The organism is Chryseobacterium sp. SG20098 (genome assembly GCF_031844745.1).
In the GTDB taxonomy this organism is placed as follows: Bacteria; Bacteroidota; Bacteroidia; order Flavobacteriales; family Weeksellaceae; genus Chryseobacterium; species Chryseobacterium cucumeris.
This window is the reverse complement of the sequence record NZ_CP134622.1, coordinates 1,621,575-1,637,102: the sequence shown is the minus strand read 5'-3', so window position 1 is coordinate 1,637,102 and position 15,528 is coordinate 1,621,575. Positions and strand designations below refer to the sequence as shown.

Annotated in this window: 5 protein-coding genes; all 5 read right to left on the bottom strand. The window is 41.2% G+C overall.

Annotation, left to right across the window (positions count from 1 at the left end):
* From RHP76_RS07440 to RHP76_RS07420, 5 genes are read right to left on the bottom strand one after another with little or no spacing between them, the layout of a single operon-like run.
* Entirely contained in the window at nt 1-2,403 is a 2,403-nt protein-coding gene (locus RHP76_RS07440; RefSeq protein WP_311229864.1) for a glycosyltransferase, read from the bottom strand.
* Nucleotides 2,396-3,178 (bottom strand): alpha/beta fold hydrolase, encoded by a 783-nt coding sequence (locus RHP76_RS07435; RefSeq protein WP_120231823.1) that lies wholly within the window; start codon nt 3,176-3,178, stop codon nt 2,396-2,398. The genes RHP76_RS07440 and RHP76_RS07435 overlap by 8 nt, the downstream gene beginning before the upstream one ends.
* Entirely contained in the window at nt 3,169-3,468 is a 300-nt protein-coding gene (locus tag RHP76_RS07430; RefSeq protein ID WP_034696900.1) for an acyl carrier protein, read from the bottom strand. The genes RHP76_RS07435 and RHP76_RS07430 overlap by 10 nt, the downstream gene beginning before the upstream one ends.
* Nucleotides 3,456-7,709: a beta-ketoacyl synthase N-terminal-like domain-containing protein gene (locus RHP76_RS07425; RefSeq protein ID WP_311229863.1), complete on the bottom strand. Its 4,254-nt coding sequence runs from the start codon at nt 7,707-7,709 to the stop codon at nt 3,456-3,458. Before RHP76_RS07425 ends, RHP76_RS07430 begins: the two co-directional genes overlap by 13 nt.
* Before the next feature lie 19 nt (nt 7,710-7,728).
* On the bottom strand, nt 7,729-14,751 hold the full coding sequence (locus tag RHP76_RS07420; protein ID WP_311229862.1) for an SDR family NAD(P)-dependent oxidoreductase: 7,023 nt from the start codon (nt 14,749-14,751) through the stop codon (nt 7,729-7,731).
* Between the last annotated feature and the right edge of the window lie 777 nt (nt 14,752-15,528).

The window sequence follows — 15,528 nt, the reverse complement described above, 5'->3', positions numbered from 1 at the left end:
CTACACTGAAGCTAATATTGAATGTTCGTGTACAAAATTTTCTAATAGTTCTACGGCTTTATCATTTCCTCCGGCAAGCGTGAATGTATTGCGGACTTCCTGAGCAGCGGTTCTGTATTTTGGATTTTCCAATAATTCAAAAACAGTTTCACGAAGGGCATCTACACGAAGTCTTTTGTATCGGATGCTGATTCCGCAGCCTGCCTGCTCAATCAGTTTTGCAATATGGAAGTGGTCATATGCAATGGGAGTGATCAACATCGGTAAACCATTACGGAAAGTATCGTTTACGGTGTTGAAACCACCGTGGCAGATCACCATATCCATTTGCTGCATCACTGCCGATTGTGGCACAAAGCTGTTCACAATAAAGTTGTCCGGCCATTCTTCAAAGATTTCCGGTGGAGTAGCGGCAATCACGGTCACCGGCTGGTCTTTGAATGCAGCAATGATTTTTTCGAAGAAAGCTTTTCTGATATCTACCAACAGTGTTCCCAATGACACAAATATCTTTGGAGTGGTGGATGCATTCAGTTTATCCCAGTCAAACGGAGCATCGTTCGGACGTCCTTTTACCGGGCCTACAAATTTCATATGAGGCGGAACGGTTTCAAAACCAGCGAAAGCCTGTGAAGTAAATACCATATTCAGTTTGTGAGAATGGATATAAATTCCCTCCTCATGAATTCCCACTTCTTTTTGAAGGTCTTTGATCAGTTTTTGTTGCCATTCCCAGATTTTAGGGGCACTTTTTTCCGTGTCTCCCATCACATCCGGAGGAACAGGTGTTGTCGTTACACAAGGAATATGATGTTTATGAGCGAAAAGCGCCCCTCCGAAAGTGATACAGTCGTTCACGATCACATCCGGCATCCAGCTTTCTGTTAGTCTGGTTAATCCCGGCATCATCATTTTAGCGAAAGGAACATAGGTTTCTTCCAGAGCCAGTTTCATTACTTCAGGACCGGAACATGCAGGTCCGTCATCCTGCCTTTTCAAGATACGGGCGATTTCCTCCTGATACGGAACAAGATCTTCTTCAGGGTAGAAATAAGAACCTCCTTCAGGAATATGTTTACTGTCTAAAGGGGTTATCCCGAACCATTTAACTTCATGTCCGCGGGCAATCAGACTTGCTCCCACACTCAGAGTCGGGCTCACATGTCCGAAAAACGGAGGAACTACAAATAAAAATTTAGACGGTTTTTCAGGTTTTGAAGCCTTTGATATCGCTTGTTCCAATAAGTTAGCTGCTGTAGCTGCTCCTCCTGCTTCCACAAAAGAGTGACCTACTTTCTGAGCTGCTTCACGGTAGCTTGGAGTATTTAAAATCTGTTGTACCGCTTCTCTCAGGTGATTGGCTTTAAATCGGTTAAAATTCAGGCGCTCACCCGCTTCTGTACGCACCACACGTCCTGCAACATGCGACTGATCATACGCAATCGGAATCACGACCAAAGGAATACCGTTGGATAATGTTTCAGAAACGGTATTATGACCGCCATGGCAAACTACGCCGTCAAGATGAGGCAGCAGATCCAATTGCGGAACTTGTTGATACACCATAAAGTTATCCGGCCACAGCTCAAAAAGCTCTGGATCAGAAACGACTACAACGGTTAAATCTTCCTCTTTAAAAGCATCGATTACCTTTTGGAAAAATGCCTTTTTATGATCGTGATCGAAGGTAGTTCCGATACTTACAAAGATCTTTTTATTGTCTTTGCTTTTTAATCTCTCCCAGTCGAATTCACATGAAACACGTCTTTCCGTAAGAACCGGACCTGTGAACTGGTATTGAGACGGCAGATCCTCCATTTCCCCAAAGAAATAACCGGAAGTCAAAACCAGAGTCAGAAGGTCAGACGTCGCCAGAGAACGTTCTTCCCGGAAACCGAGTTTTTTCTGCAGATCAATGATTTGATTAACTTCCCATTCGTGTACTTTTGGAAGCTCATTCATAATTTTGATGGCTGCCGGAGCGGTAACAGAAGTGGCATAAGGAATACCAAGAGTTTTGGCTGCAACCGGAGCTGCAAATAACTGATGATCTCCGATAATCAAATCGGGCTGCTCTATTTTTAATAAAGTAACAATACCATTGTAGCAATGTCTGTTCAGCGGGATAAGAACCTCTTCATACAGGAACTTAACGCTGTCTATACCATACACTACTTTTTTGGAGATAATATCGAGATATTGTTCACTTTCTTTTTTTTCTTCGTCGGTCTGATCGTACTGGATCAGTAATAATTTTCCTCCTTCGGGAAGTTTGGCCTCTAAAGTAGGGTCAAGGCTGATCCAGGCTACTTCATGTCCTCTTTCCAGCAGTGTAGCACCGATGCTTAAGGTAGGGTTGACATGTCCTGTCAATGGTGGAACTATAAATGCAAATTTAGCCATGGTTTTGTGTTAGGATTTTAGATAAAAATTGAGCAATCGTTTCAGCGATAAGCTGAGGTTCCTGGATAGGAATATTGTGATCGCCCGGAATTAATTCAAGTTCAGATCCGCTGATTTGAGATTGCAGCCATTCACCTGTAGGTCTGCAATTGGAATCAGCGCCATAAAGCAATAGAGTAGGAGCTGTCAATTTGTTGAAGTCGGTTTCACCCAGGAAATGTTTTTCCTTAATCATATCTGCTTTAATGCTGGTTTGGTTAAACAGAAATTCATACATACGGTGGTTCTTATCCATTTGTCTTTTGCCCATCTGTACTTTGGTGGTATCTGTAAAATTGGCTACATAGTGCTCAAGAAATTCCTTGCTGTATTCATCAATGATGTTACGGGCTTTTTCATCCTGAGGATCCGGCGCTTCCATCACCACTAGCTGATTCACGCGGTCCGGGTATTCTAAAGCTGTTTTTAAAGCAATAAGACCTCCGAAGCTATAGCCGACAAGGTGTATTTTTTCCAGTTGAAGGTGATCTATTAAACCTATTAAATCGGATGACATATTGTCAAGGTCGTACCCATCCAGAAAGCGTTCACTCATACCGTGGCTTTTCAGATCGTACATCACCACATGGAAATGTTTTGCCAGAATTGGGGCAATATTAAAATAATAAATGGACAGGTTACTGAACATACCGTGGATGAGTACCACGGTTTGTTCGGCTCCTTTGTTGAGTTCCTGTATATGAACTTGTCTGTTATTGACAGTGATTATTGGCATTCGTAGATATAATTGATGATCATACTAAGGTCAAGATTAATAAGCTGGTCAAGATCCATAGATGATAACCAACCTGTAAAGTCGATCTGATCGCCAAAATGCGCCTTGATCTTTTCAGAGAAAGAGACAATCTCGATGCTGTCCATCTCAAGATCTCTGGTGAATGAACTTTCAGGAGTAATGTCCATCTCTTCTACAAATTCAGCACCTATCACTTCAGTAATAAAACCTTTTAATAAAGTAAAAAGTTCTTCGTGGTTCATTTTTAATGTTGCGTTTACAGTGTCCATCCGATAATATAATTTTTATGTTTAATAGTTTTGATTTCAATGTTGTTGATCCACAGGTGATCGTCTTTTATCAATTCGACTTCGAAGGCTTTAGGATTTCCTTTCAGTCCTGTTCCCAGAAACTTTCCATAAGCTTCTTTGGCTACCCAGAAACGGGTGGTCCATTCTGCCTGATCTCGGTCTTTTAATAAGGTTAATTCTTTGTCGGTAAATACCATGTCGTAGAATCCTGAACTGCGTTCTTCTATCAGTTCCATATCAATTCCTACAGATTTTCCATATCTCGCGATTCCCACGGCTTCTTTTCCTTTATGAGCCAGAGAAATATGGATGTTATCTGTAAAATCACTGATAAGGTAAGGTTTCCCCACTTCATCGGAACGGATTTCAAACGTAATCGGGAAGCAGGCATGATTTTTTTCTTTGCGAAGAAGATTTCTTACGGCATCTTTCACTGCCACACGGCTTACCATCCAGTTTTTCTTTTTATTAGGTAACAATTGCTGATGATGCTGTTTTTCCGTTTGGTTGAAATATCTTTTCAGGATAAAATCCCATGAAGCAACTCTTGTATAGGCCTGATGGAAGAAGAAAACTTCAGGGGCAATCTCTTCCGAAAGGCGGTTGTGCAGTGGTGACATGGAAACATTCCATAAAGCGGCATCAATTTCCAGTCTTCTGTTCTGCCATCCGGTAATCGCACACCATACTTTACCGTCTCTTTTCAGGATAATGTCTGCAATGGCGAATTCATCATTCAATTCAGTCAGCATGCAGGTACATTCAAAAATACCTTCCTGATCATGCATATCGCCGAAGAATTCAATATCTCTGATTTTTACAGGGAATGCAATACGGTCTTTCACCAACGTAAGCTGAAGCCAAAGTCCGAACAGCTGTCCTGCATTGTCAAGCAATGATCCTTTACCTCCGTTTGCTTTTATCTTCCCGATGATTCCTTTATCTCCTACGGCAGAAACTTCTGTAATTCCCTGATATTGGTCCCCATGGAACATGTGCATGTCGTAGATTTCTTCAGGGGTTCTTTCGATAGGTAAAAGATTACCGATGGAAAGATTGAAGTCAGGTGTTGGAACAGGAGCAGATTTTAAGACTACTTCTGCGTTGGCAAAATTTTCAATATCGAGATAAGCGTGATTCGGTGAACGCCATTCTCCTTTTACGGTTTTTTCGAAAGGTTTGGCAACATTCATCCATTGGAATACACTTACATTCATGATTTTATGAACCAATGTTCCCGGGATTTCTGCTTCTGCAATTTCTGCAAGCTGTTCAAAGATCATCGTCATCGGGATTACCGGTTCCATATCTGCTACATGAGCCCATCCTTTAGGCTGTCTCAATAAACTGTGATCGATCAGGTAAGGATGACTTTCCAGCGTTACATATAAATCTTTTGTAAAATTTGTACTTCTTACGGGTTGTGGAGCAGCATGAACTACAGGTGCAGGTCTTTGGATGGTGATTTCCGGACGGTTCTGGAATAAAGTCAATACTTCTTCCTGCATACGGATCATATCGGCAACGTTATCCTGGAATGCCTGTACCAGAGGATGTCCGCTTTTTGTAGCAATAGCTGAAGCTGTTGCGGCATATTGTTTTGGCGTGTCAAAAGACTGAGCCAACGCTTTCACCTCTTTAAAATTACGGATGATAGGTGAACCTAATTCCAGCTTAATACCTTTTCCTGACGGTCTTTTCGAATGATTCTTAATCTCCAGAAAATCAAGAGCAATTGTTTTTCCTTCTACAAATAGGGAAGCAACTACACGCTGTAACTGCGCCAATGCAGAACGGGTTGGAACGCTGGAAGCAATTGTACTGAATGCTTTTCCTTTCAAGGTATCATCAATAAATCCGATCAGTCCTCCTGTACCGACCTGAATGAAGACTCGCGCGCCTTCTTCGTATAATTTATCGGTGAGTTCACGGAAACGAACAGGTTCTACCAAATGCTCTGCACTCAGTTTTCTGATCGCTGCCTGATCTGCAGGATAAGGTTCTAAAGTGGTGGCAGACCACAATGGGATTTTCGTCTGCTGGAACTGTGCTTTTTCCATTCCCGCAAGGATCACATCCAGCTTATCTGCAATAAAAGGAGAGTGGAATCCAGACTGGAACGGCAGAACCTGATGGAAGATCTGTTTTGCTTTTAACAGAGGAACCAATTCATCCAGAGCTGCATTGCTTCCGCAAAGAATCACCTGATTAGGGCAGTTGTCATTGGAAACATAGAGGTTTGAAATTTCAGCAATAAAAGGTTTTATCACCTCAATTCCGGCTCCTATGGCAATGAACTTGGAATCTTTTAGTTCAAAAGTTTCAGGATTCAGTACATCAATTAAGGCTTTTACAGAATTGGCTTCTGCTAATTCCGAAGAGTAACCGGCCAGCCATTCTCCTAAGCTGTGTCCTGCATTCATATCCGGAATAATTCCCAGTTTTTTCAGTGAATTATCAAGAATACTGCAGTTGTTGAAAATGTTTAAGGCATCGGTTAGAAGCCCTTCACCTTCTGTTTCGATAGGTGCTGATAATCCGAAATAACGGCTTACCGTTTCTACCTCACCTTTTGCCAGACCATCTAATCCAGGGAATACAAAGGCTACTTTACCTCCATCTTTTAATAATGGGGTAGAAGTATACCAGATATCCTGTTTGTTTTTCCAGATGATATTTTTGGAAACAATTTTTATGGCTTTTTCTATTCTGGCAGGAGTTGGATCGAATATCGCAACTCTGAAATCTCCTTCGCCGATAGTTGTTTCATTATTTTGTAATGCAGATAGCAGTTCTTCATGAGTAGGTCTGGCCAAGATCAATACCTGATCTTTTTTAGGCATATCATACCCTTCCAAAACAACGTGTGCATTGATTCCTCCGAATCCGAAAGCATTCACTGCCGCTACTTTTGGCAGTCCTGTTTTTGACCAGTTTCTGGCTTCCTGTACCGGTTCAAACCTTGTATTCTGCATCTCCGAAGTCGGATTTTCGCAATATAGGGTTGGTGGTAAAGTATCGTGATGTAAGGCAAGACAGGTTTTAATTAATCCTGCAATTCCGGCAGCTGGCATGGCATGTCCGATATTGGACTTTACAGATCCGATACCTGCAGCCGGAGCAGCTTCTTCTTTTCCAAAGAATTGAGCCAAGGTCTGAAGTTCTGTTTTATCTCCAAGCGGTGTTCCTGTGCCGTGAGCCTCAAGATATCCCACTTTATTTTTATCTAAATCAGCATTGATCCATGCCTGTTCCAACGCTTTCAACTGACCTTTTACAGATGGGCTCATCACGCTGGTTCCGGTACCATCACTGCTTACGCCAACGCCTTTAATAACCGCATAGATCTTATCCTGATCGCGAACGGCATCTTCCAGTCTTTTTAAGACTACGAAACCACAACCTTCTCCGATTAACAGACCATCAGCATCCATACTGAAAGGTTTGATCTGCTGCTGACGTGACATCGCTCCCAGCTGGGCAAAAATACTCCAGAAGGCAGCATTCTGTCCTGTGTGTACACCTCCTGCGATCATGATATCTGAACGGCCTCTCTGAAGTTCCTGCACTGCATGATCTACAGCAATTAAAGCAGAGGCACAAGCGGCATCTACAGTGAATGCAGCACCTCCCAGATTGAAACGGTTGGCGACAAGTGAAGCAACAAGATTGGGAATTAATCCCATCGCAGTATCTGCTGCAAAACGACCTTTACGTTCCTGAAATGCATGCTTTACCTTTTCAATATCGGAAGAAGAAACGTGAGGCAGTAACTCTTGTAACAATGAAGAAATCTGTTCTCCGGTTCTTACAATTTCTATAGCTCGGGTCGCACCTGGGCCTGTGTAGTTTCCTTTACCAATGATGATTCCTGTTTTTTCAAGGGAAATGTTTTTCTGAAATATACCTGCATCTTCCAGTGCTTTCTGTACCAGATCAAGGGTAAGCAGATGATCAGGTTCCGTTCCTTCAACGGCTAATGGCAAAATACCAAATGCGGTAGGATCGAAAGTATAATCAGGGATAAACCCTCCACGCTGACAGTAAAAACGGTCAACGGGACTTGTGGCATCACTGAAATGAACCGGATCTATCCGATCCGCCGGAGCGAGTTCGGTAGAATCAACTTTATTGACAATATTCTGCCAGAAAGTGTTGGCATCCTGAGCCCCGGGAAAGACACAGGATAAACCAATTACAGCAACATCTGTTTTTTTCATACTTTGTTTATACAGTGTTTTACCAATTATTTCCTGACATGATCAGCACCTGGCTTTCTGTTCCGTATTTAATTTCGTTAAGGAAGATTTCTTTTCCTTCATCCAATGGGATCATGGAAATACCTCTGCGCTCGTACTCAGATTCCAGGGTGGAAGAGACCATTCCGGCACCTTTCCATGGTCCCCAGTTGATAGAGATTACTTTTCCTTTTAACCTTTTGTTTAAAGCATTAGCGTAATCATCCAGTACACTGTTGGCTGCGGCATAATCTGTCTGACCCTTGTTGCCGTATACGGAAGCAATACTTGAGAATAATACTACAAACTGACAGTCTGAACGAAGCTGTTCTGCCAATACACGAAGGGGTTTTACTTTGGTATCAAATACACGTCCGAAGGAGCTTGTGGTCTTTTGTTTGAATAATTTATCTTCTAAAAGACCTGCTCCGTGGATGACTCCATCCAGACGGTTGTATTTCTCATAAATACTGCTGATCAGATTGCTTAAACCTTCTTCGTCACAAAGATCCAGTGATTGGTAAATGATGGTGTTTCCAAGGTTTTCCATGTCACGGATAGTACGCAGGATCTGATTATTTTTGAAAATCTTCGTCGTTTCTTTTTCTATTTCTGCAGGAGAAGTGAATTGACCAGACTTGATCAGGAAACTTCTGATTTCTTCTTTGGTTTTCATCCCCTCAAAGTCTTTAGCCGAAAGCTCATTTCTCGGGTCTGCCGATCTTCCTACCAGAATATAGGTGCAAGGATAAGCCTCGGACATGTGTTTTACCAACTCGGCAGTGATTCCCTGTGCGCCTCCCAATACCAATACCACAGATTTTTGATCTAGCTGGATATGGGCCTCATGTAAACTCGTGGATAATGGAGAAGGAATGATGTCTACCTGGTGTCTCTGATCATTTTTATAAATCACTTCAGCAGGTTTATCGTTGGTAAGGATCTCTTTCAATGTAATTTCAGCAATCTGATCTACTTCCTGAGGGGTGCTCAGGCTGATGAGTCTGCATGTTGTATTATCAAATTCTCTGGCTAAACTTTTGAAAAGTCCCGGATATCCCTGATGATGACGTAATATACTTGCATCTGTAATTTCCTGAATATGTGCAGGAATATCAGAAATAAGATATACCCATTTTGCTTTATCAAAATCCAGTTTCTTGATCAGATCTACATGATCGATAATACTTGGCTTATCAACAGCAGAAAATAGGTCTAACATAATTAATCCGTCGATATTTGAAAGATCTTTATCCGTATCTACTATTTCTACGATAGCTCCATGTTTTTCCAGAGTTTCTTTGATCGCAGAAGTTTGTTTGCTGTCATCCTGTGTAATGGCAAAACGTTTTCCCTGCAATACTTCAGTATTTTGTACTTTAGAAGCATCGGTAGGAGTGATGTCAAAACGAAGACGTGACAATACATTTTGAGTTGGCTCTGTAGTATTTTCTTCTTTCGCTTCCGGAGCTGCTTCGTTGGTTTCACCATTCATTTCGCTGATCCAGCTTGCCAGACCACGAAGGGTTTTAATGGCCGCCAGTTTTTCCATCACATCATCAGCCTGTTCAAGGTTTTGACCAAATCCGATCTTAGTTTTAAGATCACCGATGATTTCCATACGTTTGATGGAATCTATGCTTAAATCTGCTTCCAGATCAAGATCAAGCCCCAGCATTTCTTTTGGATATCCTGTTTTTTCGCTCACGATATTCAAAATAGCATTTTGAAGGTCCTCCAGTGAGAATGCCGGCTGAGCCTGTGGTTTTGAAGGCGCTGATTCGGCCGCAGATCCATTTTTTTCTGTCGCAGCAGTTGTTTCAGCACCTGAGAATTCAGTAAGCCATGAAACTAATCCGCTTAATGTTTTTATGCCTGCCAGCTGTTCCATAACGGTGTCTTCGCTGGTGTTTCCGTTGCCCAGAGTTCCCAATTCGTTACGAAGTGTTCCGATGATCTCAACTCTTTTGATAGAGTCGATACTTAAATCCGCTTCCAGGTCCATTTCCATACCCAGCATTTCCTGAGGGTATCCTGTTTTGTCACTTACTACCTGTAGTAATAGGGATTTAATATCTCTTGACGGAGCTTGTTTTACAGGAGCTACAGCTACAGGTTGCTGATGAACTGGCTGAACCGGAATCGTAGATATAGGTTGGTGTGCAGCAGCCGGTGCTGGTGAATGGTATACAGGAGCAGGGAACGCCTGAGGATTCTGTCCCATAAAGGAAAGCATCACATCGCGTTGTGCCTGTATCATTAATTTCATGCTGTTCAAATATTCCTGCAACATGCGTTCAGCAGTAGACTGGGCTTCCGTTGCGGGTGCCTGTGGATTATTAGTAAAATTGTTCATGGGAATTGGGTTTATAAGTGGTAATGCACCATTAGATGGCAGATTACCGGTGGTTGGGTGGGCAGTTTGCCCGTTAACACGCCAGATAGCAGGGCTTTTTTTGTAAAGCTCAGGTTGGTTAAGATCAATAATCGTAACACTTCTGCCGTCAAAAAGTTTATCAATGTTAAAGCTTCTGCCTGTTCCTAAATATTGTGCCAGCATGCAAAGCAGATGGCTGAATTTATTACGGCTGTTGTCTTCAACATATAGGGTGAGCTGATCTTTTTCAAGACAGGATTGGGTTAATCCGGTAAGTACTTTTCCCGGTCCTACTTCGATGAATATTCTTGCACCGTCATTGTACATGGCCTGAAGCTGTTCTACAAATCTTACAGGCTGTACCAGATGATCAGTAAGTCTTTCTTTTATTTCTGATGGATTCGTTGGATATACTTCTGCAGTGGTATTAGACCAAACAGGAATCTGCATTTCCTGGAAAGGAACATCTTTTAAGACTTCAGCGTATAAATCTTTGGATTTCGCTAGTAATGGACTGTGGAATGCACAGGCAACTTCCAGTTTTTTAGCAGAAATACCTTCCTGTTTAAGCACTTCAAGTAATTTATTGATAGCTTCCGTACTTCCAGCAATCACACATTGAGTCGGAGCGTTGAAATTCACAGGATAGCATCCTTCAACTTTAGCAATAATAGGTTGTAAACGTTCTGCAGCAGCACTTGCTGCCAACATTGAACCCGGATCTCCGCCTTCTACTGAATCTAAGATAGATTGAGCTCTCTTAACACTTAGGTCCACCAGTTTATCCTCTCCAAATACTCCTGCAAAGCATAAAGCCGGAATTTCACCATAGCTGTGGCCTGCCAGCATATCAGGGATAATGCCTAATGATTCTAGGAATTTTGCCAATGCAAGGTCTACAATTCCTAAAAGTGGTTGTGCTAAACGGGTATCTTTAATGGTTTCTTTTTGTTGTTTTAAATCAGCTTCGGTAAAGGTTTTAGAGGGGAAAACTACTTTTTCAAGTTCAGGATATTCATCAATAATTTTACGCATAGCCGGGAAAACTACAAATAAGTCACGAGCCATATTGATTCTCTGGCTGCCCTGTCCCGGGAATGTGAATGCTACTTTACCTTCTTTTTTATTCACGGTGAAAGTATCTTTTGTCTCAATCCCTAGCAGTACTAACTCAAGCTTCATCATCAGGTCTTCAGCGGTGTCTGCGACAATACTGAACTGGATTGGTTTTTCTGAGCTGATGCTTAAACTGTAAGCAATATCTTTTAATGGAATACCATCATTAATTTCTAATAATACCTTAACCTGGCTTGACTGTCCTTTCGCTTCTTCATAGGTATCTCCGCGGAAGACAAACAATTCTGAAGGCCACGACTGCATGGCAATTGAATTGTCCTGTTTAGGATGGTTCGCAATAACGGTATGGAAATTCGTTCCTCCAAATCCGAAAGCACTGATTCCTGCATAACGGTTTTTCTCTGCCCATAATCCACTTTCAGCATGGAATGCAAACGGACTGGTTTCTGCGTTATAATAAGCATTTGGCTGCTGAAGGTGAAGGGTAGGTGGCTTTACACCATGATAAACGGCAAGGGAAGCTTTGATCAATCCTGCTAATCCTGCCGCACATTTTGTATGGCCGATCTGTGTTTTCACGGAACCTAAATGCGTCTGTCCTGGTAAAGCTCCTGAGCGACTGAATAAATTAGTCAGTGCACTTAATTCAGTTTTGTCACCTACTACCGTTCCTGTACCATGCGCTTCTACAAGGCCTACAGAAGCAGGACTGATCCCAGCCTGGGAATAAGCACGTTCCAGAGCTCTTACCTGACCTATTTTTCTAGGAGCAGTCAATCCAAGGGCTTTTCCGTCGCTGGATCCTCCAACTCCTTTGATTACTGAATAAATTCTGTCACCATCACGTACAGCATCTTCGTATCTTTTTAAAACAAGGATGGCGATACCTTCTCCAAGAGCAATACCGTCTGCGTCATCATCAAATGTAGCACATCTTCCTTTTCTGGATAGGGCATGCGTGCTCGAGAACATCAGGTAATCGTTAATTCCATTGTGTAAATCTGCTCCTCCGGCAAGAACCATATCAGATTTTCCTAATACAAGTTCCTGACATGCCAGATCAATGGCTGCCAAAGAAGAAGCACATGCGGCATCTACCGTAAAGTTTCTTCCACCAAGGTCTAATCTGTTCGTAATCCTACCTGCGATTACATTTGCCAGAATACCCGGAAAAGAATCTTCAGTCGTATGTGGGAAGGCTTCTTTTACTTCTTCATGAAGTTCTCCGAAAACCTGCTTATAATATCCTCTGAAACTATAGCTGTTGGCAAGGTCATTACCTCCTTCAGCACCTATAATGACAGAAATGTTTTCTCTGTTGATGTATTTTTCTCCATATCCAGCATCTTCCATGGCACGCTTGGCAACCAATAAGGTTAACAATTGAGTAGGTTCAATAGCGGCAAGAGATTGTGGTGGAATACCGAATGCCAGCGGATCGAAATCGATTTTAGGAATAAATCCTCCCCATTTGGAATGGGATACATCCGGTTCGTTGGAATCCGGCTTATAATAAAGTTCTTTATTCCATCTTTCATCCGGTACTTCGGTAACACTGTCTTTTCCTAAAATGATATTTCTCCAGTATTCATCAAGGTTTTTAGCTCCCGGGAAAATACATTCCATTCCTACGATAGCGATGTCCAGCGGTTTTTCCGTAGAAACGGGTTCTTCCGGTAATGCCGCATCCTGAATATGTTTGTAATTGTCTACAACACTTTGATGAAGAGCAGCCAATGAGATCACACGATTCTGCATGGTGGCTACCTGTCCGATCATATACATTCCTAAGTCCAGTTGGTCATCTTTAGGAATGTTGACCAATTTATCACCCTGACGTTCTATACCTTTAGCCGCAATACGTAAACGGCCTACATTTAATTTTTCAAGTTGTTCCCATACCTGCTTTTTATCCATTCCGGCAGCAAGAAGTTTTGCCTTTTCGGTATTGAAATGGTGGGCAAAAGCTGTATTTAAACAACGGGTTTCATGTCCGGGAGCTGTTTCCAGTAAAACGGTATCCTTCGCCTGCATTGCCTGAGATTGGAATTCTTCCTGAATAGCTCCGGTTTGTACAGCTTCGTGGGTATACAGATACGCTGTGCCCATCAATACCCCGATTTTTACTCCTCTTGCAGCCAATGGTGCAGCCATGATGGAAACAAATGCCGTTGAAAAAGCGTTATGAATTCCTCCCGCAAAAAAGACACTGATGTTTTCAGGATGATCTTCTTTTAAAATACGTTCAATTTGTTTTTCCCAAAGAACTGTACTGGACAGGGGTCCTACGTGACCTCCACACTCTCGTCCTTCAAAAATGAAGTTTTTAGCTCCTTCTTTCAGGAAAATATCCAGAAGGGCAGGGGAAGGAACGTGTAAAAATGATTTAATTCCTGCTTTTTCAAATACTTTAGCCTGTGCAGGTCTTCCTCCGGCTATCAAAACTACAGGAGGTTTTGCTTCTAATATATAGGATGTCTGTTCATCTCTTAATTCCTGTGGAGCAAATCCTAAAATTCCCACACCCCATGTTTTTTCACCAGCCAGTTTTTTGGTATCCATTACCAAAGATTTTGCAGACTCTCCTTTCAATAAGGATAAAGCAACAAAAGGTAAGGCTCCTGCATCTGCTACTGCATTGGCAAAGGAAGGAACATCACTCACACGGGTCATTGGGCCTTGGGCGATAGGATAACTCAAGCCCAGTTCCTGTGCTAAAGAGTTTTGTTTATCAATTACTTTAAGTGCTTTGGCTTGTTTCAGGTGTCCATACATGGCTTCTTTGAAACCGAAAATAAGTTTTTTCAGTGTTTTGAAGTCTTCATACAGATCCGTTGCTAATGAAATATCTTGTCCCATAGGGATATAGCATGTACTAAGGTCGAAACCTGTAAAGTATTGTTTCAGATCTTCAGCGGTTGCATTTTCAGGTAAAGCAGGTGAGTTAGGTCTTACCAATACACGATGGTTAGCAATCACCTTAGTTTCTGTACCATTCAGTTTTGAGCATACTTCTTTCAGATCCTTAGGAACTGAACTTTCCGGGAACAACGCCAATTGGCTGTCCAGAACAATTCCTGTTGCTCCTAAAGCTTTTGATGCGGCGGCAGTATGGAGACCAATTCCTCCCTGTATCCACACCGGAATCCTCTGGATTTCTTTGATCACACGCTGGAATAATACAAACGTGGATTCATAGCCTACTAATCCACCGGCTTCATTTCCTTTGATAATGATTCCTTGTGCCCCTGATTCTTCAGCTTGTCTGGCCTCTTCCAAACTGGTTACCTGATAAATAGCAGGTACATTGAATGGTGTGGACATTCCGAACGGTAGGATCGCAAATCTTACTTTTTCCGGAATCTGCAGAGTGGTGAAATTGTCGTTAGAAAAATAAATACCATACGATGGTACGTCTATCTCGTCAAGTTGATGTAACGCTTCCTGGGCTTTCGTTAGCTCATTTCCTAAACTTAGTACGGGGAACGCACCCGCCTGGTGCAATCGGGATATAAGGTTAACGTCCGGCTTTTCAAAAGGCGTCAGTCCAATAATGGTTAATTTTTTCATGGCGTGTTAATTGAATTATTGAATGATAGCAAGAGTTTCATAACAGAATGCAAGGTCTTTCGCTAAGACCATTACTTTTTGCTATGATATAGTAAAAATTGTTTTTGTTAAATCGTTAACAATATGTATTGTTTTGTGGTAATTATTTAATAATCTATCGTTTGTTGATAGATTTTGGATTGTAGTAATTATATCCGGCTTTTCAAAGGGCATCAGCCTGATTTTGGTCAAGTTTTTCATAGCATTTACGGTATAGAAATAGTTAATGATATCTCATAGCAAAACACTAATGTTATTCATATAAATAACAATTTACTGTTATGAGGAAATAAAAATAATAAAACAATCATATATCTTTAATTATAAACGCTATTTGATAATGATTTTTTAATATGAAAATATCAATTGTTCAAATGCTATTAAAGTATATTTATTGTTTCCTTATTCTTAGAAACATGGCCGGTAAAATCTTATAAATTTTAACTATAAATGGTTATAGTTAAAAAAATGTTAAGCAAATATAGGAATAAAAAATAAAATATTTCAAAAACAAGAGATTTGTTTTTAGGTATATTACAAAAAGATAATATACAATGAATACGGTTCTGAAATGTTAGAATTACCTTTATCAATCTGATAAAATGACAAAGCGAATTTAAATAAAATTAATCAATATATTGTGATTTAATTTGAATTATTTATGAACTTTTTCTATCTTTTTGATAAATAAATAGATAGGTATTTTTAAGAATAATTTAAATATCTTTCCGAAATTCA

What these genes read in the sequence shown, in the direction of transcription:
- RHP76_RS07440 (WP_311229864.1), bottom strand. Translation starts at nt 2,403, where the DNA reads ATGGCTAAATTTGCATTTATAGTTCCACCATTGACAGGACATGTCAAC.
- RHP76_RS07435 (WP_120231823.1), bottom strand. Translation starts at nt 3,178, where the DNA reads ATGCCAATAATCACTGTCAATAACAGACAAGTTCATATACAGGAACTC.
- RHP76_RS07430 (WP_034696900.1), bottom strand. Translation starts at nt 3,468, where the DNA reads ATGGACACTGTAAACGCAACATTAAAAATGAACCACGAAGAACTTTTT.
- RHP76_RS07425 (WP_311229863.1), bottom strand. Translation starts at nt 7,709, where the DNA reads ATGAAAAAAACAGATGTTGCTGTAATTGGTTTATCCTGTGTCTTTCCC.
- RHP76_RS07420 (WP_311229862.1), bottom strand. Translation starts at nt 14,751, where the DNA reads ATGAAAAAATTAACCATTATTGGACTGACGCCTTTTGAAAAGCCGGAC.